The organism is Pseudomonas sp. KH_024_B2, from assembly GCF_057839965.1.
Window position 1 is genome coordinate 3890219 of record NZ_CM174502.1, and the last position, 26937, is coordinate 3917155.

15 protein-coding genes are annotated in these 26937 nt (G+C 56.5%); 4 read left to right on the forward strand and 11 right to left on the reverse strand.

Translation table 11 applies throughout. The features are described 5' to 3' along the window. Nucleotides 1-101: 101 nt before the first annotated feature. Complete coding sequence (locus tag AC3I0A_RS18040; protein ID WP_367236272.1) at nt 102-1442, forward strand: hypothetical protein; 1341 nt, start codon at nt 102-104, stop codon at nt 1440-1442. An 809-nt stretch (nt 1443-2251) separates the two neighbouring features. Here AC3I0A_RS18040 and AC3I0A_RS18045 read toward each other — a convergent pair. The 4 genes from AC3I0A_RS18045 to AC3I0A_RS18060 form a co-directional block, all read right to left on the reverse strand. Then, nucleotides 2252-3804 (reverse strand): IS3 family transposase gene (locus AC3I0A_RS18045; RefSeq protein WP_489378534.1). Its coding sequence is split into 2 segments (ribosomal slippage): nt 2252-3342 and nt 3342-3804, totalling 1554 coding nucleotides; the frame shifts between segments, so codons are not numbered across the junction. Continuing rightward, nucleotides 3785-4210, reverse strand: coding sequence for a hypothetical protein (locus AC3I0A_RS18050; RefSeq protein ID WP_489373572.1), 426 nt, complete (start codon nt 4208-4210; stop codon nt 3785-3787). Before AC3I0A_RS18050 ends, AC3I0A_RS18045 begins: the two co-directional genes overlap by 20 nt. A gap of 26 nt (nt 4211-4236) precedes the next feature. After that, nucleotides 4237-4419: a hypothetical protein gene (locus tag AC3I0A_RS18055; protein ID WP_489373573.1), complete on the reverse strand. Its 183-nt coding sequence runs from the start codon at nt 4417-4419 to the stop codon at nt 4237-4239. Between the two features lie 391 nt (nt 4420-4810). Then, the gene (locus tag AC3I0A_RS18060) at nt 4811-5113 is read right to left on the reverse strand and encodes a hypothetical protein (RefSeq protein ID WP_233445887.1); all 303 of its coding nucleotides are present in this window, start codon (nt 5111-5113) and stop codon (nt 4811-4813) included. Between the two features lie 105 nt (nt 5114-5218). On the opposite strand from AC3I0A_RS18060, the gene AC3I0A_RS18065 reads away from it, so the two are divergent. Further along, a complete protein-coding gene (locus tag AC3I0A_RS18065; RefSeq protein ID WP_489373575.1) occupies nt 5219-6214 on the forward strand; it encodes a helix-turn-helix transcriptional regulator in 996 nt (331 codons plus the stop codon). Between the two features lie 71 nt (nt 6215-6285). Continuing rightward, nucleotides 6286-6450 carry a hypothetical protein gene (locus AC3I0A_RS18070; protein WP_167348432.1) on the forward strand — a complete coding sequence of 55 codons (165 nt, stop codon included), beginning with the start codon at nt 6286-6288 and terminating at the stop codon, nt 6448-6450. 36 nt (nt 6451-6486) lie between these two features. Here AC3I0A_RS18070 and AC3I0A_RS18075 read toward each other — a convergent pair whose 3' ends face one another. From AC3I0A_RS18075 to recC, 4 genes are read right to left on the reverse strand one after another with little or no spacing between them, the layout of a single operon-like run. Continuing rightward, entirely contained in the window at nt 6487-10743 is a 4257-nt protein-coding gene (locus tag AC3I0A_RS18075) for a sacsin N-terminal ATP-binding-like domain-containing protein (protein ID WP_489373576.1), read from the reverse strand. Continuing rightward, nucleotides 10740-12857: an exodeoxyribonuclease V subunit alpha gene (recD, locus tag AC3I0A_RS18080; protein WP_489373578.1), complete on the reverse strand. Its 2118-nt coding sequence runs from the start codon at nt 12855-12857 to the stop codon at nt 10740-10742. Before recD ends, AC3I0A_RS18075 begins: the two co-directional genes overlap by 4 nt. After that, nucleotides 12854-16549: an exodeoxyribonuclease V subunit beta gene (gene recB / locus AC3I0A_RS18085; RefSeq protein ID WP_489373579.1), complete on the reverse strand. Its 3696-nt coding sequence runs from the start codon at nt 16547-16549 to the stop codon at nt 12854-12856. The genes recD and recB overlap by 4 nt, the downstream gene beginning before the upstream one ends. Continuing rightward, entirely contained in the window at nt 16546-20022 is a 3477-nt protein-coding gene (gene recC / locus AC3I0A_RS18090; RefSeq protein ID WP_489373581.1) for an exodeoxyribonuclease V subunit gamma, read from the reverse strand. The genes recB and recC overlap by 4 nt, the downstream gene beginning before the upstream one ends. A gap of 168 nt (nt 20023-20190) precedes the next feature. On the opposite strand from recC, the gene AC3I0A_RS18095 reads away from it, so the two are divergent. Next, on the forward strand, nt 20191-20547 hold the full coding sequence (locus AC3I0A_RS18095; protein ID WP_489373583.1) for a hypothetical protein: 357 nt from the start codon (nt 20191-20193) through the stop codon (nt 20545-20547). 175 nt (nt 20548-20722) lie between these two features. Here AC3I0A_RS18095 and AC3I0A_RS18100 read toward each other — a convergent pair whose 3' ends face one another. The 3 genes from AC3I0A_RS18100 to AC3I0A_RS18110 are packed head-to-tail and all read right to left on the reverse strand — an operon-like array spanning nt 20723 to nt 26909. Further along, nucleotides 20723-23920: a C-terminal helicase domain-containing protein gene (locus AC3I0A_RS18100; RefSeq protein ID WP_489373585.1), complete on the reverse strand. Its 3198-nt coding sequence runs from the start codon at nt 23918-23920 to the stop codon at nt 20723-20725. Next, entirely contained in the window at nt 23917-25707 is a 1791-nt protein-coding gene (locus AC3I0A_RS18105; RefSeq protein ID WP_489373586.1) for a phospholipase D family protein, read from the reverse strand. Before AC3I0A_RS18105 ends, AC3I0A_RS18100 begins: the two co-directional genes overlap by 4 nt. Beyond that, a complete protein-coding gene (locus tag AC3I0A_RS18110; protein ID WP_489373587.1) occupies nt 25701-26909 on the reverse strand; it encodes a DUF6361 family protein in 1209 nt (402 codons plus the stop codon). Before AC3I0A_RS18110 ends, AC3I0A_RS18105 begins: the two co-directional genes overlap by 7 nt. Between the last annotated feature and the right edge of the window lie 28 nt (nt 26910-26937).

A 26937-nucleotide genomic window follows, 5' to 3' on the forward strand; every position in this document is an offset into this window, starting at 1 on the left:
TCAGCGCCTTTTCACTCATAGGAAAATTGTCACGACAGGAATTGTCGCAAGCTTAGCGATAATGGAACCTCACCGCAAAAAACCGATCACAGGGGCCTCTCATGACGCGCAATGACTACCTTACTAATCCGACCGTAAAAGATTTCATCGAGTGGCTCAGCGGCAACCTGGACAACGCCACGATTCGTCATCAGTACCTGAATCGACAGAGTAAAACCTTGTGGTATTGCGACAGCCTTGCCGACGCTTACTCGGTATACCAATGGCAACATCCTGCAATCAAGCGCCTGCAGGTTCCGGCAGGTAAAACCGCAGTGAGCAACGATGTAGCTCTCAGCGCCCTAAAGGCCGACCTACAGAAGGCGTTGGCACTCGCCCCAGCGGTCAACGATGGAGCGTGCTGCCAAGCTGCTATCGACGTGATGATATGGGGCGGTGTACAGAGCAATAACGTTACCTGGCTCAATATGAACTTGCGCGGCCTGGCAGCTACCCTATCAGCCACCCGTGACGCCATCGACGCTGGCGTAACCGACGTCCCCATCCTTCAGGCCAAAGACCTCCGATTCAACGCTGGCATGACCAAGGTCTACTCGCTGGTCTGCAAGGATTTTGTCATTTATGACAGCCGTGTCGCAGCAGCGCTTGGCTGGGGCGTAGTGATGTACTGCAAAGCTCGACAACTGAAGACTGTGCCGGAAACCTTGACTTTCCCATGGGCACCAGCGAAGGAAACCGGTAAGCATTTCGTGAAATCCCGAAACCCATCCGAAGGAACGCTTCGTTTCCCCCGCCTGAAAGCTGGTTCCCACCATGCGGAATGGAACATGAAAGCAAGCTGGATTCTCAGCAGTGTAGTTGCCCATCCAAACGCTGCTGCGAGCGCATTCCTAGCCAATGACGGAACCAACGTTGATCCACTCCGCCGGCTGGAGGCCGCTTTATTTATGATCGGGTATGATCTTTGGAATTACCCAGAGGAAGACCAAGGATCAACTCAACAGTTCGAGCAGGATCTCTCATGGATCGATTGCTGCACACCAACTCGCTGCAAGCCCTTCCGCTACAAGCTCACCGATGAAGGTTTCAGCGTTGAAGGAGGTCCGTACTTCCCTATCGGGGTCGTAAACAAAACCTTGGGCAACCTCCAGAAAACGTTCGGCATCCAGCCTTTCCCGTTAGCCAACAAGGCCGATAACGTACGCAACGGTGATAGCGCCGAAGGGATCGGAACCGCATACCACCATGCTACAAACGGACGTGGCAACATCCCCGACACCAGCAAGCTGGCGGCGATTCTCGAAAATCTTGGGGTATTCACTGTAAATCACAGCACCAAACTATGGGCGCTGAACGCTGACCTGTTAGCTACGAACGTCGACGGGCAGCCCGACATCGCGCCGGTCATTCTGCGTACGATGGATGAGGATACGATTAGCTGACATTAGTCCATGGGCCAAACGAACATCTTCTCGGTGATAATTGTCGGCGGGCATCTGAGCCGACAATCTAAAGGGAGATCGGCCTCGCGTTTTGACCGGCCGCTTTGGGTCCAGGCTGTGTGAAAACCTCAAAGTTTGGTTGGTTTAAGGGGTACTTTGCTCCTCCACTTCCAACTAGTAGATCGTCGCATATGCCCGATTACAGGAGGTCGATTTTTGAGTGAGTCGACCTTCGCTGGGGTTTTCGCACAGCCTAGGTCGATTGCTACATGTCGTAAATGGCTGGAATCAGCCAAAGCCACCCCTTGGCCTCATACCAGCAACTGAGATTAATCGCGACTACCCCGATTCCGATAACCTCTGCGAAAATACACTTATTCCAACTGCCCTCATATTGCGAGGAACGGGCACATTCCGGCGCGCCGTGTTAAGCATCTATATATGTTAAGCGGCGCTCCAGATCATCCAATGATTGTTCTCGGTAAAGCGCGATACTCACTATATCGGCTCTAGGCGGTAGCTAGCAGATTTGTCGATTAACTCAAAAAATAACTCGCCCTCACCTTTTCTGGGCACAGAAGATGCTGCCGCCCAGAACGTTGCATGGGTCCGCGCCAGCTCGCAGAGTTCATGTACTACACCACTCTCAAGGCGTAGGTTTTCCAACTCATCGCGCTTCAGACCCGGGAGGAACAATAAGGCGATATCGCGTTTTTGGTTAACGGAAATCTCGGTTAACTCCTTGCTGTGACGGCTGAGCCACTGGGTAATCGGCGTTTTTCAAGGTAGTTGTCGCGTCAACCGTCTAACTATGCCGCTCTTTTCTCGACCTGTTGCTCTCGATCCGGGTTCAACAGCACGGTGCCGATCGGTTCCCAGTTACGTGTTCGACCCGACCACCGTTCCGGCTTATTCGCTTTGGCTCGTTCGTACAGCTCATGTCGCCGGGCCAAGACCTGATGGTCCAGTCCTCGATGCCGCTCAGCCGGTGTGACGAACCGGATACGGCTATGCCGGTGCTCGTGGTTGTACCAACGCATGAAATCCCTCACCCACGCTCGTGCCGCGTCCAGACTGGCAAAGCCTTCCTGCGGCCATTGCGGGCAGTATTTCAGCGTTCTAAACAGCGACTCCGAGTAGGGATTGTCGTTGCTGACCCGCGGTCGTCCCCGCGAGGGCGTGATGCCCAGTTCGTACATCTTGCTCAACAGCGTCACCGATTTCATCGGCGCTCCGTTGTCCGAGTGCAGCACCAGCGGTTCGTGTAAACACTGCTCGCCGATTACGCTGCGTTGCAGCAGCGCGGCAGCTTTCTCGCCGCTTTCCGCGTCGTAGACCTCCCAGCCCACGGCCTTGCGGCTGTAAATATCCTCGATCAGATAGAGGTAGTAATACTGGCCGCGTATCGGCGACGGCAGATACGTGATGTCCCACGACCACACCTGATTGGGCGCTTTGGCCGCATGCGTCGTCGGTGCTGCGTACCGCCTGGGGCGCTGACTACGACCTCGATACTGCTGTTGACCCGCTGCACGCAAGACGCGATAAAACGTCGCCTCCGACGCCAGATAACGCCCTTGATCGGCCAGGCGCGGCACGATCTGGCTCGGCGGTAGGTGGGCGTACTCCGGGCTGTTGCACAGCGTCACAAGGGCCTGCCGCTCAGCCTCGTTCAGTGCATTTCGCGGCGTTGGCCGTGTGACTGTCGTTCGGGCATCGGCCTGGATAACGTCTGTTTCAGTCCACCGTTGCAAGGTCCGCAGCGATAGACCGATTTCCCGGCAGGCTCTGATTTTTCTGGCTCCCGCCGCGACCGCTTGGCTCAGCCAGTCAACGAGTAACTGCCGTTCTGGCAAAGACGTCAGTTGTCCTCGTTGTCGGTCCCCCAGTAGTCGTTGAGCTTTTTTCGCAGCACCAACAACGCGGCTGTTTCAGCGAGCGCCTTGTCTTTGCGGCGCAGTTCGCGCTCAAGTTCCTGGATGCGTTTCTTATCTTTGCGAGACTGCTCCCGATCGTCTTTTTGCTGGGCCTTTTCTGACTTCTGGCCGGTGATGAAGGCTTGTCGCCACGCGGTGATTTGCTCGGGGTAAAGGCCTTTGCGGCGGCAATACTCGCCCAGGTCGATCTCGGACAAACCGGCCGCTTCAAGGACGACAGCAAACTTGGTTTCGGCTGACCAGTTCTGGGTCGATTGCTTGTTTTCGGACACTGCACTTCCTTCAGAACTGAGCTGCTTGCGCCAGTTGGACAAAGACATTTCGCTGACCCCTTCGCGCCGGGAAACCTCGGCCATCGACAGGTTCAGTGGGGGAAGCAGCATCTTGAGTAATGCGGCTCTGCGTTCAGGTGAATAATACGGCACGACCAGTCTCTTTCCGCCCCCGATATGCTTTTTTAGGAAAATTCGGAGAGGCGACAACTATCCTGACACCGGGGGTAATCAGACGAATATCGGCGTGGTGCCTGGCATCAACCACTTCAAGCTGTGCGAGCTTTATCGCTGAAGGTGCCACTATTAACCGACACGCAACGTATCGATCACTCCCTACCAAGGCTGCGCTGGCATTCAGCAAAGCCAATTCCGGTGTGGGGCTGGCATATGTTGAATGGCGTCGGGATGGGTAATGTTCAGGCCGTAACCATTCCCACAGGTTATCGACCACATACGGGACATTACTGGGAATCCTAGCTGACATCTGGCGTTTGATTCCCTCTGCTGATGCCGCCAATTTGCTTTCAGGTATTGCCCGAAAAAGGTCTGCGCTCATGCGTTGCTCCTTATGTTCATCTATCTTCAAAGTTTCTTCGAGACAGCAAAAAAATGAGGTCGACGACCATCGACGCCCATGTCCAGTGCCCACTGGCTGCCAAGCCGAATAGCATGATCACGCCAGAAGTCAAACATGAGTCCATCCGGGTCTGGCGGTGCCAGCAGGGTCGAGTTATAGAGATAGGCCAAATGCTCGGCCGCCATCATGTGTCCCTTCATTGCCGCCCATTGCAGCAAGTAGATTCCGAGTGCCCGTTCATGAGTGGGTGAGTGGTTATCCAGCACCAAGCAACCCAAGAGGAAGCAGGCATCAAGATCATCGCCTTAAGCTGCCCATATGTACCACTGCACAGCTTTGTGATGATCAGCCGTCCAGTCGTCGGTACTTTCGCAATACAGACTACCCAGCACGCGCGCGGCGCACAGAACACCGCCCTCGTACGCCTGTTCGTAGTAGCTGATAGCCAGATCCCGATCAACCGCCATAGAAGGCTTGCTCGCCGAGATTGAAAGCCGCCTCTGCGGAACCAAGAATGAAGGCTAACTTGAAAAGCTGTCGGGCCAGAGCAGGCTCAAACAGTACTCGACTGCCATTGAGCTATAGCCAGCCCAGGTCATTCAAAGCATTAGGGTCTGAAGCCATCGCATCACCACGCAGAGATTCATAGTGGACTCGTAACCTGCCAGGTTCGACCATGCCGCGAAGCGGATTGGCGGCCTTGATTTGATAGTAAGTCGCCAGGCAAAAATCGTTGGCTTGGCTGATCTCCAAAATTCGTAGTGAAGGAATACCGATGCCGGCATAAAGGGCCAGCACGTCGTTCGGCTCGAAAAACCGGATGCCATTGACCATGGGCAATATGCCCTCCAATAGATTGAACACCTGGGAGTCTTTAGTCATGCTCATGTCCTGATCGGCGAACTTATTGGCCCGACCATTCTCCAGACAGGCGCGACAACCTGTGTCGCATAGCAATCCACATAATTGAAAGGCAGGGATATCGCAGTGGAACAACTCTTTCGTCAGGAAGTGCTGCTAGGTTTGCTACCCCGCTTGGAAAGCGCCATCGACACAAAAACCATCCATGAACGCCTCGAAAATCAAGGAATATCTGTCGACCTACGCACCCTACAACGCCATCTACGCGAGTTGGAGAAACGCTTCCCTCATGTAAAAAGTAAACCTAAATCACCTAAAGCCAAAGCTAGGATCTGGTGGGCAGACAGATCACTTTCTCGCCTAAGCCTGCTACCGACCGATGCGATGAGCCTAGTGATGATCATGGACCACGCCAGTCGGTTTGGTATGGCGGCCCAAGTCACCAATCTTTCGGCACTGCATGAATATGCCCGGTCTTTGATGCGTGAAGCCCGGCCGTCTCAGGACTGGTCTAAGAAAGTCATCAGCAATACCCGCTTCATCACTTTAAGGCCGGGCAAAGTAGACCCTCAAGTGCTCGAAACCCTTCAAAAGGCGCTACTTGATGACTACGCTATTGAAGCTCAATACCTCAAGCGCGGCGCACGCGAAGCTAAGTCCTATCGTCTTCTACCGCTTGGATTGTCCTATCAAGATTCCAACATTTACCTCTCCTGCGTATTTGCGAATCAAATAGACACCCGGCCGGTGGCCTTGCCACTACATCGGTTCATTTCAGTCACAACAATTCCAGAAACAATAGCGGCCCCTGAAAACTACGATATCAACTCGGTTAGCGCACAGCGTAGCCTGATCAGCCTTGCGTCGGATGAGCCGGTACCGCTACGTCTGCTTTTAAGCCAAGAGATGTACGAGCGACTAGCGGAAAACCCACTCACAGCAGATCAACAACTGCTCGATGAAAATGGCTGCCGAACGATGGTAGGCAGCACCCACCTAAGCCAAGGACTAGAGCTTTGGCTTCTCAGCCAAGGTGACAATCTTGAAGTGGTCGAGCCGTCTATCCTGCGCGAGAAAATGGCAGCCACCGCACAAAAAATGGCGGCGCTTTATTTGAAATAATTAGAATACGACATAGCGTGTCGCACGTTGCGTAAAGACTCTTCTCCTACCAAATCCAAGGAGTCTTGACGATGAAAACCTACAAAGCCTTCATGCAACGTGTCACGCCTAACGCAGGTCCAGCGGCCAACTTCACCATTACTGTGCAAGCCATCACCTCGGCCATGGCCAAGATAACGGCCGAAGCACAGTACCCTGGCTACAAATGTCCCAACGCACCGACCCAGGTGCGTTGAGAAAACCAACACACGGAGTCGTGGGCTGGCTCAGTGTCATTCCTTGAGCACAAACATCCATTCACCTGGACGTAATCCATCGTTCGCGAGTGTTTGCAACGCGTCGCTGTGCTTGTCAAAGGTATCCATCACCTCGGTGACATCCCGTGATTTTCCATCACTTGAGACCAGCCAAAGTCGCCAACCGAGGTCTCGCTGGCGATATTCCAGCGCGCGCCGTCTTTCGTTGTCAGACACGAAGAACCTGCCGCTCTTCAATTGAGCGACTCGTTTGACCTCGACCTGCAGAAAGCGCCTGTCACGTGGAACCAGCACATCGAATCCGGCGTTACCGACGTATTCGGCGACGTGAAGCAAGCTGCGCATTTGCTCTTCGCGGGTTATCAGTGTCGAGCGCCGCTGACCTTCATCCCCAAGAAACGCCAGAGGCGCGGCCAATGCCTGGTGAAAGCCTTCCGGGTCCTCTTTGAGCCAACGCATGGCTTCAGGTACGCAATGGTCCAGAACGGCCTCCTCGGCCCGTAACCCACCTGTCGCCTTGCGTCGGGCATCACGAATGAAATGATCCTCATCCTGAGGAGCATCGCGGGCAATCATACTGACGCGCGTTGCACTGAACGATTTTAAGCCCAACTTATCAAGAGCTTCGGGCAGCGCACTTAGGACCAACTTCCCGCTCGCAAATGCCAGAGCATCCGTTGAGGGCGCCTGGTCTTGCGGCTCAATATCCAACCGACGATGCAAGATTACCTGGGGATCGAAATCCATCATTTTCAGCTGTGCGCTCTCGTCGGCATGCTCAACCCTGACTTCCTTCTGCAACCCTTCCAGCAACGTTTCAATCCAGCGTTCACGAGGAGTCGCTTCAATCGCAGCTGCCAGAGCAGGCAAGGTGTCGGCCAGCGCCAACGCCGATGCATGCGTGCCTGCGAAGTCGACAAGCGGACGAAGCTTGCTGATCCCGGCCAATGCCTCTGTCACCTCATCTTCTGCGACATTCCGGGCATTCAAAAAAATCTCCGGTCTGATCACCATACCTGGAAATGGCTCGCAGCTCAGGCCCGACGCGAAGCTTTGCAGTACTTCACGAACCGACGCCACCCACAGCAACCGCTCTTCAGCAGTCAACACAAGGGCGTCAATACGCAACCGGAACTCCGCTACCTCCTGATCGGAAATTCCATACTCACGACGAAAGCGCTGAACGGCTCCCGACACTCGCCCGTCTTTACCGACAGAATCCGCAGCATTGCTCCACGCATGCAGCCCATCCTTGAACAACGCACCGAATGCCCGCTTTTCTGTCAGCAGTTGGCTCAAGGGATGCGCGCATTCGACCAAGGGCACATCCGGCCCATCGAACCAGAGCTCATGCGCCCCCTGTTGCGTGACGTGTTCAAAGACATCACCTACCGAGTCTTTGCCCAGGCAGCCGAGCTTGCCGTCAAACGACCATTCGATCCAGACATCGTCATAGTGGCGGATGATCAATCTGGCGAAAACCTCCAACGCCTTGCTGGCATTGAAATCGTTGTGCGCCGCGCTGGCAGCGGCCATCAGATCCGGCATAGCCAAATGCAACTGGCTACGCAGCTTCACCGCCAGCGGATCATTACTGTCACCGTGGCAGCTGATTTTTGCGGTTTTCGGTTCGAAATGCTCCAGACCGTAGCGGCAGGCGTTCTCTTTGCTCAGTTTTCTGACCACCCACAATTTGATGTCGTTGAACGAGAGCAATGCGGTGGGATTTTCCCCGCTATCGTGCCAGATGCGGTCCCCTGCGCTGCCCCACGCCAGTCCTTGTTGGCGCCCCGCTTCGCCGACGACTCGATAGAGCAAGGGCGGTGTCAGGCTTTCGTGCTTGAGGGTCAAATCCATCAGACTGCGATACAGCTCGCGCAAATCACGCAGCGCCGCCGAGTCCAATGTGCGCGGATCAATGTGCCGCAGGCGCTCAAAAGCGCGGCGCACCCGCTCGGCGCCATTGGTCTCCAGTGCATTGGCAATCCCAAGCTGGGCGTACCAGGTCGCGTCATTGCCTCGTTCTACTTCCAAACGCGGCAACAACAAGGTTCTGAACCCCCCACTGCTCCGCTGGCGCCAGATGTCCAATGGCGCATAGGGACCCTGGCCCTGCAGCCCGTCACGGATAATCACCGCGCCGCCGCTGTGCAGCCAGCGGCACCGCTCCAGGGCAGCCAACAGATGCCGGCCTTCCTCTCGGGCGAGAAAGCCGGAAAGCAATGGCCAGCGCGCAACAAGCTCGGTCATCGTTTCGACCGGCAACTCATCGGGCAATGCGATCGTTTCAAGGTCGGACAATGGAATAGGGCCAATCCCCAATAGCAGACACAGATCATCGATGGTGGACGACGGCACAATACCGTCCACAACTTCAGCCAGCCAGAGCTCATCCAGTTGTGGCCACGGTCCTTTGACTCGTGCACACGCCTGTGCGGCATGCCAATGGCCATCCATCCCTTTCACCATCAGGCTGGCCAGGCTTGCACCAGCACTGGCGGCAGTTTCCTTGCTAACAAAACGCCAGGCCGCGCCGACACCACGCTCCTTCGCCCGACGCAAAAACGAGCCAACGCCTCCAGTGCCCTCATGACCGGCCAAGGCCAGCGCGGCGCAGACCAGCTCGACATGATCGTCTTCGTTGTCCCCAGGACGCAGTTGCGCGAGTATTTCTGGTCGATCAAAGTTGATCAGTCCTTGTTGCGCGAGTGACATATCCAAGGCAGGCGTGAAGGTCGTGATAAAGGACTTCTGACGCATGATCACTTGAGCCAGCTCGGTTTGATTTTCAAGCCCTGAGCGGCGGTAGTAGATGCGGTCGACTTCGGCACCACGATGCTGCCCCCTGGCAATTTGAACCAGCGGCTGCGCGCGCAGGACAGGCGCATTCTCCTCCAACCCCTCGCTGACAATCGGCAGGACCTTGGCGCCACTGGCCTGAATCCGCGCTAGCAGATATTCACGGTGCGATGAAAGATAACCGAGCTTCAGGTTGCGATAAGCGTAATCCGCCCAGGCTTCAAGCGCCTCGAACAACTGTCGGTAGCGCACCAGAGGCCATGTCCGGCCAGTCGAAAAACTCTTCTTCACCATGCTTTCAAATACCGCTCCGCGCGTCTGCCAGAACAGCGTGGCGACTTCGCGTTTCAGGTGCGGGCAAGTACAGGCACGCGGCGTGGCGTATTCCCAGAATGTTTCAGCCAGGCAAACTTCCGGCGTTTGCCAGAGCTCAACGATGCACTCAGCGGCCAGACGCACCAAAGTCGCATTCCACCCCGCCGGGTCAGTCGCTTGCCCGGTGCCTTCCAGTTTTCGCAGCGTCAGGTGACGGCGCGAATTGCTCAAGTAGAAGTCGCCGTGAATCTGAACGCCAAACCCGGCAGGCTGTTCGGTGGGTAAATAGGACCAGTAGCGCGAGTTGCTCGGGTCATTGGACGCAATCACCCGCACATCTGCGACGTCCAGATCCAACCCGGTACTGGCACGCACTTCGACCGGGAATGCCATGTGCCGCTGCGCCATCGCCAGGTAATTCTTGGCGTCGATAACATGGGTGACGTCCTGCTCCCCTGCGACACTCAAGGTAATGCGCAAGCCAAGTGCGGAGCGCTCCTGCAGGAAGGCCAGCGGTCCACGGCTCAACTCCGCCATGGATGCCTCAATACTGGCAACGACCTCAGGTTTTTTGATGTCCTGCAAGCGAATCAGTGTGACATGCTCTGAATCGAGTTCTGGCTGGGCCGAGAGCATCAGCGGCACGTAAAAGCTGGCCGCGTCCTGGCTGATCCAACCGTCAACGGCCACCGCAAAGCGCGCCGGATGTTGCAGATGCATGCCCCACCAATGGCCATCTTCAGCACGACTCCAGACCTCGACCTGACTGCCAGCACCAAATACCGAACGAAAGCCGACACCTTTATTGCCAATGCTTTCGCCAGCTGATTTGCTGCTCGAATGCATACTCAGCAACGCCTGAATATCGGAGCGACGTCCGTCCACGCTCTGGGTCGTGATCGCGCGTCCATCGTTGGCGACTTCGAGAATCTGTCGTTGTCGATCCCAGCGAAGCAAAATATGGCCAGTAGCGCGATCAAGGGCGTTTTGCAGCAGCTCGAAGACAACCCGTCCCGAATAATCCTGCACCACCGCTTTTTCCGAGCCCAGGTCCCGCAGCCGAGTACTTTCCGGCAGGTGTCGATGTTCTTCGAGATGCGCGTGCAACAGGGCCCGCACCTGTGCAAGGTTGCGGGGTAATCCCTTGATACCGATCATCGTTGAGCCTCTTTGGACAACTCAGCCTTTAACTGCAATGCCAACCCACTCAAACGCTGTACATTGCGGCTCACCGCGCCCTCAAACACCCCAGGGCCGGTCTCAATCAGGCTGAACCAGTTTTTCGCGCGGGTAATGCCGGTGTAGAGCAGCTCCTTGGTCAGCACCGGGTTTAGCGCATCCGGGAGCAGCAACGCGGTGTGGTTGAATTCCGAGCCCTGGGATTTATGCACGGTCATGGCGTAGACCGTTTCGACTTCAACCAGCCGGCTGGGCAAGACAAAGCGTACATCGCCAGTGCCGTCATTGCGGGGGAACGCCACCCGCAGGCTCATGCGTCCGGGTTGACTGTCATCGGGCACTGGAAGGTAGAGCGCTATGCCGATGTCGCCATTCATCAATCCCAGGCTGTAGTCATTGCGGGTGACCAGCACTGGTCGGCCTTCGTACCAGCCATGGTCGGTGTCGATCAGTTTGCGATGTTTCAGCTCGCCGGCCACGCGCAGATTCAATCCTTCTACGCCCCAAGGGCCACGGCGCAAGGCGCAAAGCAGCCGGAACTCATCGAAGGCTTTGAGAACATTGCTCGCCCATTGCACCCAGCCATCGCTGTTCCAGACAGTGCCAGTTGCCGGCCGCAGCTGTTGCAATTGCTCCAGGTAATAGCGATAGCCCGAGGGCTTGCCGTCAGCCTCGGGATGACCATCGATAATCAGACGGGTAAGTTTGCTGTCTTGTTCGCCTCGCAGTTTCAAGCTGAACAGTTGTTCCGGCGGATGTTCGAGCAGTTGTCGAGCCTCGCCAGCATTCTTTTCGTTGACCAGCTTTGCCAGGCGTCCGATGCCTCTGTTGGCATCGAAACGTCGCGAGTAACGCAGCATCACTGTCTGCTGCGCCAACGGGTCGCCCAGGCCCTCGCCAAGTTGCAGGCCCGCCGCTTCAACTGCTTCGTGGGTGTGTTCAGTGAGCCAGGCGCTGGTCGCCGCAGAGTAACGCCCTGCCTCGGCGTCGCGACACAGGTCACCCAGCACGGCGCCAGCATCGACAGAGGCCAACTGGTCCTTGTCGCCGAGCATGATCAAGCGTGCCTGCAGCGGCAAGGCATCGAGCAGGCAGGCCATCATTTCCAGATCGATCATCGATGCTTCATCGACCACCAACACATCCAGCGCGAGAAAATTGTCCTGATGGTGGATAAAGTTGCGCGAGTCGGGACGACTGCCCAGCAAGCGATGCAGCGTCGAAACATCGGTGGGGATGGCCTGGCGAACGTCGTCCGTCACTTGCAGTTCGCTGACCGCCTTGCCGATGGACTCCGACAAGCGTGCAGCCGCTTTGCCAGTCGGCGCGGCCAAGCGAATGCGCAAGGGTTTGCCAGCCTCGACGGCCGGGGTCTGCAGCAGCCCCAGCAGGCGCACCACCGACGTGGTCTTGCCGGTGCCAGGCCCGCCGGTGATCACGCTGAAATGCCCACGAGCAGCCAACGCACAGGCCAGCTTTTGCCAGTCGGTGATCCGCTGACCACCGTCCTTGGCCGATTCTGGAAACAATTCATCGAGCCGTTTGGACAAATGATCGGGGGTGATCGGCGGCTGAGTCAGTCGAGCGCTGAGCGCTTTGGCAATTTTCTGCTCGTAGTTCCAAAAGCGTCGCAGGTACAAGCGTTGCCCGGCGAGCACCAAGGGGCGCTCCGAGTAACGTATTGGGGTGTCGCGGTCTTCGACCAGATCACTGGCAGCCAGCGCTTGGCGCCAGGTGACCGCATCCAAACCGTGCAACCACTGCGATGGTAGCTGTCCACCTTCATCGCCTTCAGGCGGCAGCGAAAGGACGAAGTCCGGCGCGCTGAGGGTTGCCGTCAGATCGAGACAGGAATGCCCTCGGCCCAATTGATGGCTGGTCATCGCAATCGCCAACAGGACACTTGGCGGCGCTTGGGGGTCCTGCTCCAGGACGAACGCGGCCATTGAACGATCCAGGGCGCGCAGCCAACCGCGGGTCACCCAAAGCTCCAACTGCTGCAGCAAATCCTGGCTAGAAGCCTGAGACAGGGCAATCGCAGGTGCGTCGCTGCTGCGCTGGCTGTCACTGAGTTGTTTGAGTGTCAGGATCATACTGCCACCTCCGTGTGCTGGCCCATGAAAAGTCTGTCCATTTGTTCGATGAGTTGGCGAGGCGGTCTTTCGAAATGCACACCCTGGCTGGCGGAATGGTGCCCGCGCACGAATAGATACACAGCACCGCCCATGTGCCGGTCGTAGTCATAGTCACGTAGGCGCAACTTCAATTGCCGATGCAGGGCCAGCAGATAGAGGCAGAACTGCAGGTCGTAGCGCTTGCTGAGCATGGTTTCGGCCATCGATGCAGCGTCATAACTGTCGTCATTGCGGCCCAGCCAGTTGGACTTGTAGTCGGCCACGTAGTAGCGCCCCTGATGTTCGAACGTCAGGTCGATAAAGCCTTTGAACATACCGTTCAGCTGGCCGGGATTGAGTACCGGTCGCGGTTCGCCATTCAAGGTATATTGGCGCACCAATTTGTCGAGCTGCTGGACATTTACCGACTGACTGGAAAACCAGAACTCCATCTCCACCTGATAGGTGCTCAAGCCACTCAGGCTGACCGAGCTGCCGTCAAAACGCAGCGGTGTACTCAGATAGGATTTGAGCCAAGCCGCCAGTGGTTCGATCCAGGTTTCCCAGCTTCGCAGGTTGCAACGGCGGCCAACTGTGCTGTCGATCGACTCGGGCATGGCCTGAGCTTTCGCGAAGCCTTCGTTACCCGCCCACTCGAACAACCCATGCAGGAAAGTACCGGGGCCTGCGCCACGGGGAAAACCGTGAATGCCCGGACCCGCAGGAAGCGTCGCGACTATTTCATCCACAGCAAGGCCTTCCTCGGTGAGGTTCGCCTCCAGGGCCGTGGCAGGCTCAAGCCGCTGACCAGCTTCGGCGCCCATCAATTGGTTGCCGTCGGCGATGGACAGTGCCGAGTAGCTGGCGATCCACCAGTTTGAGGCGGGCTTATGCAGTGGGATCAATGCCTGGCTGAGCTCGGCTTTTAGTGGTGGTGTATAACAATCATCCGTGGCCTCGGGTGCTGGTTCACAGACGATGTGTTCGCAGTCCCCGCGCAGGTCGGACAAAAGCGATTCAAGTTGCCCTGCAACAATCTTGTCACCGCCAGCCAGCAGATAACCCAGGCCGCCTTTATCCAGATCGGTCGCCTTGCCATTGGAGCGACCCACTGCTGCGATACCCAGCCAGGTGGCGTAACGGGCACGGGTCAATGCCACATAGAGCAGACGCATTTCCTCGCCCAGACGCTCGTCGTTGGCTTTTTCATACGCCACCCTGGCTGCCTCGGACTTGCCCAATTCGATGCACAACTCGCCGTCATCGTCGCCATGGAACATCGGCGGCGACTTGCTACGACCATTGAGTTCAGTCGCGTTGCAAATGAATGGCAGCAGAACCAGTGGATACTCCAGCCCCTTGGATTTGTGGACGGTGATGACTTTAATCAGATCGGCATCGCTTTCCAGACGCAGTATTTCTTCTTCACTGGCAGCTTGCAGCTGCTCGGCCAAGTGACGAATCAATGCATTTTCGCCGTCCAGCTCAGTGGCGCTACGCTGCAGCCATTCGGCCAGATGCAGCAAGTTGGTCAGGCTGCGTTCGCCGTCGGTCTGCAGCAACAAACGCGCGGGTATCTGAAAGTCTGCCATCAGTTTGCGCAGCATCGGCAGCACACCTTGCTGCTGCCAGAGATGACGATAATCCCGGAAGCGTAAAACCTGTTGCTCCCAGTAAAGTTCGTCATGGTTGAGCTGCTCCAGCGTCAGCCAGCTTAAGCCAATGCTGTGCGTCGCCAGCGCCGCCCTGAGCAGCCGATCCACTGAAGGCTCAGCGCAGGCACGCAGCAGATAAAGCAGGTCCTGGGCTTCTGGACTGTCAAACACCGAGTCGCGATCAGACAGATATACGCTGGCCAGTTTGCGCTGGGACAGCGACTTGCGGATGGCCTCGGCTTCGGTTCGATTGCGCACCAGAATCGCGATGTCGGCCGGTCTCAGGGCAACGAAGCTGCCATTGGGCTGACGCAGACCTGCTTGCTGGGCACCATCCGGCACCAACCAGGATTGAATAGCCGAAGCCGCTGCTTCTGCCATGCCTCGCCGGTACGCCCCGGTGCTGATCATGCCGTCAGTGCCGGGTAGGCTCCACAACGTCATCGCGGCAGCGGCCTCACCGCCTATTTCCAGACGCGCCTCGCGCCCCTTGGCAAGCACGGCGGAAAACGGCACTGGGTTGGCAAAGCCTTCCCGGGCAAACCGAAAGGCCGCTCGCGGATGTCCTTCGGCAAACTCGAAACAGCGGTTGGCGGCCGTCACCATGGCCTCGGTGGAGCGGAAGTTTTTACCCAGGGTGTAATGTCGTCCACTGGTGGCTTCACGGGCGCTCAAGTAAGTGTAGATGTCCGCGCCACGGAAGGCGTAGATCGCCTGCTTCGGGTCACCGATCATGAACAGCCCGCTGTCCGGTGAATTGTCGGCGATACGGTAGATGCTTTCGAAAATTCGGTACTGCACAGGGTCGGTGTCTTGAAACTCATCGATCAAGGCAACCGGATACTGCTCACGAACAGTTTTTGCCAGTCGCTCACCCGACTGCCCCTGCAGCGCCGCATCGAGCCGATTGAGCAGATCATCGAAGCCGATTTCGGCGCGGCGCAGTTTTTCGGTATCGAAACGCTCGCTGATTTCAGCCAGCGCATGAAGTAGTAACTGGGCCCGAATGTCCTGCTTGCTTGCTTGATGGTCCGCCAAGGCGTCGATGGCTGCGAACGCTGGATGCGATGGGGCCTGTGCGCCACCGGTGAGTTTGAAACGCTCCTGACCAAACTTGCTCAGATTGCCAGGTGCGGTCTGGCCCTGGCTCCAGTTCGCCAAGGCCTCAAGCCACCCGGCAAATACCTGATCATCCTTGACGCCCCGATAGGTATTGCCATGCAGCTTGCTGCGCATGCCGTGCAGCAATTGTTCAATCTGCTGCCGGTCATCGCGCCATGCCGTTCGTGCGAGTTGCTCCAATGCAGAGAGGCTGACCTTCCAGTCAGCAGGCGCCTTGAGCAAGGCCGCCAGGGTTCCGGGGGTAGGCAATACTGCGCCGCCATGCATGAAGCTCGCAGTGCGCCGCGCCAGCAAGGACGAGAGCAGCTGACCCAACTCTTGAGGCCCGCTGAAATAGTCGGCGATCACCTCAGCCTGATCCAGCGATAGCCCATAAAAATGCCGCCGCCAGTAATCCCTCACCACCTCGGCCAGCAATTCGCTCTGATCGGTTTCCAGCGTCTGGGTGAACAGGCTGCCGCTGTCGAAGGCATGCTCACGCAACATCCGATAACACCAGCCATGGATGGTCGAGACCGCCGCCTCATCCATCCACTCGCCGGCCAGTTGCAGGCGACGGGCGCAATCGGGCCACTGCTCAGCCGGATAATCAGCGCGTAGTTGCTCCAATAACGAATCGTGACTACCGAGGGGCTCGGCGAAACACTGCGCGGCTTCACTCAAACGCAGGCGGATACGATCGCGCAATTCCTGAGTGGCGGCGTCGGTAAAAGTCACGACCAGAATCTGCGGCGGATTGAGCGGCTCTTTGAATGCATTCGCGCCGCCGTGCCCAAGCACCAGTCGCACATACAGCAACGCAATAGTGAATGTCTTGCCGGTCCCGGCGCTAGCCTCGATCAGACGGCTGCCGTGTAACGGAAAATTCAGAGACTCCAGATTCACGGGATTCATAGGTCGCTCCCTGCGCCAGCAGATGAAAGATGGTTAAACAAAGGGCCATACAGGTGTTCGGCCAACAACGTAAATCGTCCATCACCAGACAATGCATCGAAGTCGGGATAAGCGCGGCGCAAGGCGGCCGAACTGGCGACCTCCCCGGTCACCATATAGCCGCCCTCGAATGTTTCCCTGGCCTGGTCCAGAGCCGCGCCCCCACTGCCCGACAACCAGGCGAAAGCAGTCTTGCAGCCAACCGGCAGCGGTTCGCACATGCCCTCGACCCAGTATTGCAACAAGTGCTGCAGATGGTCTTGCGCAGTAGCCTTGCTCAATGGAGGGAACAGCACATTGCCGTTGAGACAAACCAAAATCGTCGTGCACGGCTCGGTACCCAGCTGCAAAGCAAGGTGCCGTACCCAGAGACGAACTAGGTTATGCCAACGAAAACCGTCGTCGGTGAGCAGTTTGTTGCTCACCAGTTGCACGTAGGCCAAGTCCTTCCCGGCGTTACGGCGCAGCCCGCCCAGCCAGTCGACGAAGCCTGGCGTCGAATCCGTCGGCTCGCACCTGAGCTCGATCTGGCCTGGCTCTACCTCGCTCCATTCCTGAATGGCCGCGTGGTAACGCGCCATCAGATCAGGAAGCGGTCCAGCAAGCTTGGCCGCACTCAGTGAGCCGAATGCCGCCAAGGGCAATTTGCCCTCCCGTTGCAAACGCTGCACATGCTGTTCCAGCTGGGCGTCCATATGCTCAGGCTGATAGGACTCCTCGACCCAGCGTTTGAGTGATTGGCTCAAGGTTTCCTGATGCTGCCAATTCTCCAGCGCGTCCAGCTCAAAAGGCTCCTCATCGCGGCTGACCATTTCATCACTGTCGAAATGTACCTTGAGGCGCTGTTGAAAGAACGCAGCCACCGGATCGCGCAGAAAACCCGTCAGTTGGCGCAGGTTCAAAGGCGTGTCTTGCTGGAGCGGTGTCAGCTCGATCGGCGCCAGCACTGCCTCGGCAACCGTATGAACGTTGCGCCACTCATGGGAATAGGTGAACAGACCGTCCGGCCCCGACAGATTCGCAAAGTACGAAGGGCTAAAGGGCTGCAGCGGGTGTTCCAGGGTCAGAGCGTCAATCAGCGCCTTCGGATTCTCCTCGCTACCGCTCAGTCGCCAACCGGTCGACAGGTGATCGCGCAGTTGCCCGATCAAAACCGATGGCACCCGCTCACTGTTGTCGCGGATATTGCGCCCCACCCAACTGACATACAGCTGATCCCTGGCCGACAGTAGCGCCTCAAGCAGCAGGTAGCGGTCATCCTCTCGGCGGGAACGGTCACCGGGACGGTAGTCATGACGCATCAGGTCGAAGTCGACGTGGGACTGCTGGCGAGGGTAGTCGCCATCATTCATGCCAAGCAAGCACACCACCTTGAAGGGGATCGCACGCATCGGCATCAAGGTACAAAAATTCACCGCGCCCGCCAGGAAGCGTTGGGACAGGCCGCCCTGATCCATGCCGCCAAGCCAGGTTTCGTGGACAACGCTCAGCGGCACCGCCTCATCAAACTCAGCCTCGTTGCAGGTTTTCAGCCAGTCATCGAGAATCTTCAGCAGTTGGTTGACGAGCAATTCATCGGCCTCGCCAACGGGCCGGAAAAACACCTTGAGCAGCGACTGTAAACGCTCAACCCAAACCTTCGGCACTGTGGGTTGCTGCAAGTCCAGACGGGCGATTTCCATGTGATCGAGCAGGGTCAGCAACGGGCCTGCCAGCGCGGCTTCGAGGCCGGAGACTTCGTCGTAAGGCTCGATGCCGTCCAGCGCCGGGCCTTTGCCCGCGGCATATCCCAGCAGCATGCGGCGCAAGCCGAAGCGCCAGGTGTTTTGTTCAAGCCCGGCTGGCATGTCCAGGCTTTCACGCTGCGCTCCATCGAGTCCCCAGCGAATACCGGACCCTTCAATCCAGCGATGCAGCGTAGGCAGATCGGCCTCGGTGACGCCAAAGCGGGCACGAAGCGCGGGCACATCAAGCAGGTCAAGAATATCGCTGACCGCAAAACGGCTCTGCGGCAGCTTGAGCAAGTGCTCCAGCGCGATTAACAGCGGCTCGCGACCACGCTGCCCTTGGTCGGCGAGAGTAAACGGGATGTAACGCGGGTCGTGGTAAGGCACTTGCCCGAAGACTGCCTCGATGTGCGGCGCATACGCGTTGATGTCCGGGACCATGACAATCACGTCACGCGGGCTGAGCCGTGGGTCTGCACTGAAACGGGCCAGCAGCTGGTCATGGAGGATTTCCACTTCTCGCTGGGGGCTGTGCGCCACATGGAAACGCACTGAGCGATCTTTTTCCGACAGTACCGGCGCCCAGTGTTCGCGAGTTTCAGTCAGTGGCCGCAGTTCCAGAATGTCGTCCTGCAACTGCGATAGTAGCGTCGGGGCCTCATCTTCACTGAACAGGTCGATTCGCCCGCCATTCACGTTCACAAACAGATGCCGGTAGCTGGAGGGGTCGTCGTAGCTGTCAAGCAGATTGATATAGTCGCGACCCTGTTTTCCCCAGGCGGCCAGCAGTGGTTGACCGTTTTGATGCAGCGGATCTGCCAGCGTCGGGCTGGCAGCCTTATGTTGTTGACGTTTATAGCTGTGAAGCAGCAGGTCCTTGTCGGCCACGATATCGATCCAGTGATGACGACAGGGGTTATGTACGCAGAGCAGCACCTGACTGAACCGCGAAAGCATCGCTAAGGCTTCGAGCACCTGAGCCGGCATCGACGAAATACCAAACACCACAATGCGCCGAGGTAGACCTTGCGGAGCCTGTTCCACCGATTGCAAGCGGGCAACAAAGCGCTTATGGACACCTGCTCGGCTGCGCTCAAGCGCGCCTTCGCCGACATCCAGCAACAGCTCGCGCCACAGGTCGGCCTGCCAAAGATTATCGGCATCCAGCGGGTTAGGCATGCCATTGATCTGCTTGAGCTGGTCGCGGACTTCAGCCCAGTCTTCCAGCCAGTCCGCACGGTACACCTGGTACTGATCGAACAAATCGGCCAGACGCTCGGCTAACTGATGACGCTTGCGAAGATCGTCGTCCTGCTCCAGAAACCGCTGCAGGCTCTGGAAATTAGGCTTGCTCATCAGCTGCGGCAGCAAGCGCATCAGCCGCCAGCTCAGGGGAGTCTTGTCCAGTGGCGAGGTTTCAGGTGTTGAGTCCTTACCCAACACTGATCGATAGGCTTGCCACAGAAAACGTGCCGGCAACTGCACGTCCAGCGCAGCTGCAATGCCGCAACCGCCTGCTTGAGGGTCATCGGCCAGGGCCAGCTTGAGCCACTGCGAAATACCATTGCTATGGACCAGCACCACTTCGTTTTCCAGTGGTGCCAGCGGATAACGCTGCATCCAATTCACAGCCAAGGCTCGCAAATCATCGAGACGGTTGCTGTGGATAATCATGAAGCCAGGCTTCAACTCATCTGCGTCCTGCATAACACCACTCCCACATTCATAGACTGTCGCCAACACCTGGGTGCCAGCATCGAAAAGCTGTTAGCGCACAAGCGCCAGATTCGCCCTGAACGCCATCAAAATCAGTACCTGTCCAAACGCCGCTGCTGAGCGCAGACCGGTTTATTGAACAAAAAAAGAGGTGTTGCGATGCCCGACCGTAATGACACGAACGGCACTCACCACCGCATAGCTGTTGCGGGATTTTTCGGCCAACTGCCGGTCCTGGCTGCACACGCTTTGCAGAAGGCCATCGAACGCATCATGATCAAACAGATAAACCTCGGCGCCGTTCTTCCAGATTCGCACGCGAAAATTGCGCAACCACTCAACCTGCTGCGCACGAATTCTCCGCTGGGTACAGCGCTGAACGGCATGATGACTGAACTCCCCCCCTTTCGCCCGCCTGGCGATGATCTACATGACATAGAAAACATCAAATCCTCCTTGATTCAGGCTTCAGCGGTCGGGGCCAAAATTCCGTACACGCAGACGATATGTCGTTAAACACTACCGGGGAATATTGGGCGGATATACAGGTCAAGTTTTGCAGCAGGTTCCTCGCGTCGACAGGGGAAAAAGCAGCATACGGCGAGCGGAGATCCATTGTTGTGTGCGTTTTGTTGACGGTAGGCCACTGTCGGTCGTGATCAAATGAAGGCCAGCACAAGCCCGCCAGATGTTATGCCGGGACGTCCTGACTTTCATCTTGATAAAGAATAGGGGCCAGCTGAATCATGAGCCGCCGCTTCAGCTTCTCCAGGTCGCCGGTGCACAGGTTGAGGCTCTTGAGATGCTCAAGCAGCTCACTCTGGCCAGGTTGGCCGAATGCCAGGCGATACAGGGATAAGATTTTCAGCATCTGCGGATAGCGTTGTTGCTCCTGACTCATCGCCATGACTGGAACCAGACGACGAATCTGAGCATCGCCCTCGGGATAGTGCCAGTAAGGTACGAGGTCGGTTTTCCAGGGCATTTTTGCAGCGGTCTCAAAGAGTGCTGCCCACCGCTGGGACGAGTCGGTCTCTTTGGAAAGCGCCTGGACCACCCGCCGTCTCACGACCAATGACTGGTAGCGATTCACTCGTCCTTCACGCTGTTCCAGGTCGATGGGATTGCTTGGCAGGTTCCAATGCACGACATCACTACAATACCAATGGAAATCCAGTCCTTCTTGACCAATCGACGTCGAGGCGAGAACAAACGGACGAAACGGCGAGTTGAAGCTCTCACGGATACTGACGACCCGTTCCTGACCTGCTTCATCACTGGCCTTCTGCGTACCGAGCTGCACTGCGTAGTGACAACGCAAGTGAGTGCTGTCATCGATCGGACCGGCTTTCCAGACTTTCACGCTGGACGGCTTGGTGCGCAGCGAATTATCGATGGCTTTCACCGCGTCATCGACACCGTTCGATGAGGAGAGCATGTAGAAATACTCCTCCAGCATCGCTTGCAGCCCCCCTTCAGCGCAGTATTTGACAATGCCTCGCCAATGCTGTCGTTTGCTGATGCGCTTGATGACGGCGCTACCGCTGACCCCATTGAACAAGCTGACGAACGCCAAAGCGATGGAGCTGGCATGCCCGGAATTCACCGTTGGATCATCTTCGCTATAGGTCAGAGACAGTGCGCGATAAGCACATATAGCAGGTGAACCAACAGACAACCAGGCGAGATACTCTGGCAAATCGGCAGGCATTTCACCGAGCTCTTTAACGCTGTCCAGCCGCTGAGAGATATCGTCCACTCGCCCTAGAGTGTTTTCGTGAAAATCAGATCCGTTGCTGATACTCGCGATCCAGTCCTCATACCAATTGTCGTTGTGCATGCGGTCGAGCAACATTGGCCCCAGCACATACCAGTGATTCTGATTGCGACTTCCGCTATGCCCCGCCGCCAGCGGTTTGAGCAGTCCGGCAAAGTGTTTGATTCTCTCGGCAAGCAAATCTTTGAGCGATGCTTCATTTCGCTTCAGAGGAACATCGATCAACACTTTGCTCGGATAAACCAGCGACCAGTACGCAAGATCGCCAGCGTCCAGCCGGATCAGACGATTCAGATCATGATGGCTGGCGGAGTCATCTCGCGCCTTACTCCTTGTCTTGCGCGGAAAATAATCAGCCTCAGGCTGGCGTCGACCTAACACCCGCCTCTCGGACTCATAACTCAACAAACCACTGAGCATCCGCGGGACCATGGCCCAGGCAGAAAATAACAGCGTCTTGCTGAATGTTTCGTGGCCGATAAAGACACCTGCCAGCGGATAGTGGGGCATGCTGGGCGGAACCCACAGCAGCATTTCCGGCCCACTTTTCTTACCGTCACCAAACAAATGAGTAGTCAACGACCGCACCCTAGGATTTGGAGCATCCCGTGCGACATTCAATTTATAGTCGTTGACCTGATCCCGAGGCAGCCAAAGGCTCTGACTGCGCTTTACCCACTTGCGCACTTCGGGATCACTCTCGAACTTGCTCTGCAATACATCTTGCAGTTTGTAGCCTGTGCTAAACGACAGCGGCCATGCGGCTGACTTGTAGAAATCCATCATCTGCCGGGAGAAACTCAGGTTACGGTCCTTCTCAAGCAATCTCCCCAGTCGATCCAGCTCTATATAGGCCTTGATGTCCTCAGTACGCACTTCAGCGCTGCAGTCGAAAGGAGGCGCATCGATCAGGCGATTTACGTCCACGGCTATCTGGCTTCGTTCGGTACGGACAATAAGCGGGCGCAGCAGGCTTTCAACCTGCTGGCGAGGGCGCTCATCCAGATCATCAACCTTCACGCCGGCTTGACGCAGGCGCTGCAATTCCGACTTGAGCATTTTGCGCACAGGCTCATAGGCCGTAAGCGGGGTCAGGTTCAGAAAACTCAGTATTTGCTCCAGCTTGGCAAGGTGTCCGTCGTCGTTTTCGTCATCGGGGATGGTGCTTAGTGCCTTGAACGGTGTCGCCGAGAGTAAGATGATCTTGCTGCGGCGGTTCTTGCGGAACACCTGCTGGGCAATCATCGAGTGCTCGTTGCCCTCAGACTGGTCGAGCAAACTTTCAAACCGCTGAAACTCGTCGAGGATGAACAAGTCCGCCTGCAGGTGTGCCGCGCAAGATCCGGCAAAAAGTACGCGTAGACGACGCAACAGGCTGTGTTCTTCGGGGCTGTCTCGATTAACGCCAGTCTGGGCGACCTTCGTCAGTACCTCCATGTTTGACCGGGCCTCACCCGGAGCAACTTCCGTCAGCTTGTGATGAAAGTCCTCGACGATCTTTGTATTAAGTCCGCGGACTTGAACTTCTTGAAGCCCGTACTCCCAACCCTCTACGTCCTGCACCCTATCGCGAAACAGATCAGATAATTTGCCCTGCAGTGGGACGATATCTTCATGTTGAAGGAGAGCCGCAAAAATCACCAACCGTTCGCGCTTGTTCCCCGCGCCGTAAGTCATCGAAAAAGAAGTACTGGGCGTGAGCGTACAAACTTCCAGCAAGGCTCCGTCACCAAGATCCGGTTGAGGAAGCAACGCAACTTCTGCCAGCCTCGAGAAAGAGGGCTCGCGCACCAGTTTCGCCATGCTCGGGTCTTTGAAAACCGCAAGTTTTGAGCGGTTTTCAGTCGCCAACGCTAGGTTGGAACAGATGTACGTGACGCGAAACGGCCGGGGCTCATGCCAATCCAGTAACAAAGATGCGATGACGCCCTTGGCAACGATAGTTTTACCCAGTCCCACCTCATCGGCCACTAAAATCCGGTGACTATGGCTGGGGTCATTGAATAAAGAAGTTATCCGTTGCACCGTAGCCTGCTGGAAATCCTTGAGCCCATTGAGCGTGGACCTTAACTCCAGGCATGCGCGCTCATGCGTCGTTATGCTTGTATTCACGCTTTTTCCGTCCCTAGAAATGCTTTGTAGTTGTCCCATAACCGGTTGAAGTCATCGGGTATACGACCTTCCACAGATCGCAGATGACTGAGTACCGCCTCTATTCGCTGCAGCTTTTCGGGCTGCCGGGCTGCACACAGCAGTAGCGACTCGTATATGGGCCCACCCATCAGATGGCTCAACAATTCGTCAGAGCCATCTAGTGCTGAAGCGCCAGGGTCGCGGGCGAACCATTCAGTTTTTTCATGATCAGGCTGCAACACCATTCGTATGTACGCCAACAGCTTGTGCGGACTGTCGATCAAATCGCTGACAATTTTCTGCTCTCGACCGTCGCCACCGTCAATAATGAGTGAGGCTTTGATTACCCGCTCGATAACCTTGTCGCCAACCCGCACTTTCACGACCAGAAATGCACTGACCTGCAAGAGGCTGAGTCGATCCCACACCAACGTCGCCTTCAGGTCCTGGTAGCCAGGCACGTCCAGAAACCGCACCTGGACCGATTCGGAGCTTGCAAGGAGCGGCGCTGAACAGTGGACTTCACACCTGTAGGTGAAATCGGCATTAACCTTTGCCCTGACACTCCAATCGTCCTTAATCAAGGTGTGCAAAAGTTTGCGCAGACCCTCGTCGTCCGAGTTCTGCTCTCGCTGCTCTTCATTCTGGAACGAATGAGGAATGAAAACTCCCGTCGAATTTTCCTCGCTACCGATCAGCTCCAATTTCAATTGTTCGGCCGATTGGGCGATACCCGAGCTTGAAAGGCGTAACATGAACTCAGTGTTACGAGGCGGTGCTTGCCTGAGACCACCAAGCGCTGCCTTGGTCGCATTGGCAGAGCCCACGTGCCAGTGACTGGTAGCGCCGTTCTGGACCAAAACCAGCTTGGCATGCAGGTTTTGCGTTTTACCGTTATCCAAGTGATCTTCGCCATTGACAACCCGCTGGTTAAGGGCAAAGCACTCCCAACCCGACAGTTTCTCAGCCCCCAGTCGCTCCAACTCTTCAGCACGACTGAATAGCCAATGGCGCTCGCCACGCTCTTTGAGCATGTCGAGTGCCTCCGCATGCAGAAAAGGCGATATCACCAGCACAGTGTTCGTGGAGCCACCCAAGTCCAGCGGAACCTGCTGTGCCTTACCCAACAAGGTTTTTAGCTCTCGAAAACCATTGGGTTTTTGCCAAACGACACGGGTCAGTTCTTTCTTGAATAGAGTGAAAGCCGGGGCAAAATCCAACGCTTTGTCTTTATGCCTTGCGAAAGGTGCGAGCTCCTGCAAAAGCTCCAACAGACCATCATTCTCCCGACTGTTTTCCGTGGCCACCTCTCCCTCAAGCGCGACGGCCAGATCCCAACTGCGGTCAAACGTCAGATTGCGAGACAGCACCAATAGCCGGTAGCGCACCTGCCTGGTGTCATTGGTGAACCGCAGCAGCCATATCTTGGGGTGGAACGAGCTGAAGCACCCGCTTGGAACCATGGGCACCAAACAAGGTTCGAGGAGTGTAAACAGGGGGGTGAACGCACCGGGAACTTTGATATTGCCTTGCTGAAAAAAGACTTTCAGTCGACCTTTAAGTTGGCGGATGCCCTCAAGCGCAGCCAGCTTGCCGCCATGCGGATTGCCCTCCAGCGTGCCGTTCAAGGACAGTGCCAGGGGTAAGCACAGCAGGGTATCGAGCTCCAGTGAATAACTGGTTGCCACCGCGTAGCTCAGCTGAAAACCTTCCGGGGCCTGCAGCTTTTCGCCATAGTCAAGACGATCGACGCTCGGATTTAACATGGCAAACCTTCCTGAATATCGCCCAGGATGGTGCGCACTTGAGACCACCGGAAATCAAGACGGCTCATGCCGATCCAACGGTAGTTATCAGGCAAACGTTTTTTCAGAATTGATCGCTCTTTTTTGTTTCCCAGAGCCTGTTTTTCAACCAGAGCATCAAGCACACCTAGCGATGCATTGTTGGCGATATGCTCGCTCCACTCCATTAAAAATGTCCCAACCCGGCCTTGCAGCGTGATTTTGGTGGCTGCCAACCATTGCAGAACCTGTTCAGGTCCAGCCTGACGAACCTTACGCCAGTCGAGCCAGTGAGACTCGTACTGATTGACCAAATCCTCACGCTGATTATTCCTAGCAACCAGAATGTTGAAGCGAAGATGGGCACCGTAGATCAGCTCACTGAATGCATGAGCCATCTCTACCGTGTCGCGGGTGCGCTGAGCTAAGTCGGGCTTTGCCGCTACCCACCCGGCAAGTTGAGCGAAGCCCGCCAGATCCTCATCTAAAACCTCTTTCAACAGGCCACTGAGCTCAAACTGCGATGGCAGGCTATTGAACGGACCGTTTTGAAGTTTGTCGCTGAGAAACACAGCCTCGGACTCGGTCAAGGTGATATGAACATCCTCAATCCATTGTGGATCGTATCGATCGAGGTGAACTCTGCTATCAGTCGAGACACCATCGGCATCGTCGGCCTCATCTGGCAGGCTGCTTCCCAGGCTGCTTTCGGGAGATTTGACTGACTTCAAGAATTGATTAAGCGAAGCCTGGGTATTGATGATGCCCCAAGTACGTAATGCCACCCAATAGACAGACGATGGCAATCGTGCAACCGATTCGCCTTCCTTCATCGTTGAGCCGATGATGCCGGTCACACCCTCATTCTGGTGTTGCAGGGTCAGAGCCCTGGCAAGCTGATTTTCCTGCTGTTCAAGATACTGCTGCAGTGACTGCTTGCGTTGTTGCGCTGGCTTGAGCGCCAGATAATCGCGAATGATCCGTGGAATGGTTATCAGGTATTTAGCGCGGGTTTGAATGGTCGAAAACCCAGGAAACATAAGGTCGGCAAAACCATCGCGCAAGGCACCGATTCCGAGTTCATCAAGGGTTCCAGGTTCTGAGAGCTGCTTGATCACATCCCTGACCCGATCCCTGTCCTCGGATGAAAAATCCACCCAACCCATTTCACTTTTATTCAGCATACCGATGACCTTTCCCATGGCGTCCCAC

Bases quoted from the DNA above. Each gene is read 5' to 3' on its own strand.
- AC3I0A_RS18040 (WP_367236272.1), top strand. From the start codon at position 102: ATGACGCGCAATGACTACCTTACTAATCCGACCGTAAAAGATTTCATC.
- AC3I0A_RS18050 (WP_489373572.1), bottom strand. From the start codon at position 4,210: ATGAGCGCAGACCTTTTTCGGGCAATACCTGAAAGCAAATTGGCGGCA.
- AC3I0A_RS18055 (WP_489373573.1), bottom strand. From the start codon at position 4,419: ATGATGGCGGCCGAGCATTTGGCCTATCTCTATAACTCGACCCTGCTG.
- AC3I0A_RS18060 (WP_233445887.1), bottom strand. From the start codon at position 5,113: ATGACTAAAGACTCCCAGGTGTTCAATCTATTGGAGGGCATATTGCCC.
- AC3I0A_RS18070 (WP_167348432.1), top strand. From the start codon at position 6,286: ATGAAAACCTACAAAGCCTTCATGCAACGTGTCACGCCTAACGCAGGT.
- AC3I0A_RS18075 (WP_489373576.1), bottom strand. From the start codon at position 10,743: ATGATCGGTATCAAGGGATTACCCCGCAACCTTGCACAGGTGCGGGCC.
- recD (WP_489373578.1), bottom strand. From the start codon at position 12,857: ATGATCCTGACACTCAAACAACTCAGTGACAGCCAGCGCAGCAGCGAC.
- recB (WP_489373579.1), bottom strand. From the start codon at position 16,549: ATGAATCCCGTGAATCTGGAGTCTCTGAATTTTCCGTTACACGGCAGC.
- recC (WP_489373581.1), bottom strand. From the start codon at position 20,022: ATGCAGGACGCAGATGAGTTGAAGCCTGGCTTCATGATTATCCACAGC.
- AC3I0A_RS18095 (WP_489373583.1), top strand. From the start codon at position 20,191: ATGCCCGACCGTAATGACACGAACGGCACTCACCACCGCATAGCTGTT.
- AC3I0A_RS18105 (WP_489373586.1), bottom strand. From the start codon at position 25,707: ATGTTAAATCCGAGCGTCGATCGTCTTGACTATGGCGAAAAGCTGCAG.
- AC3I0A_RS18110 (WP_489373587.1), bottom strand. From the start codon at position 26,909: ATGCTGAATAAAAGTGAAATGGGTTGGGTGGATTTTTCATCCGAGGAC.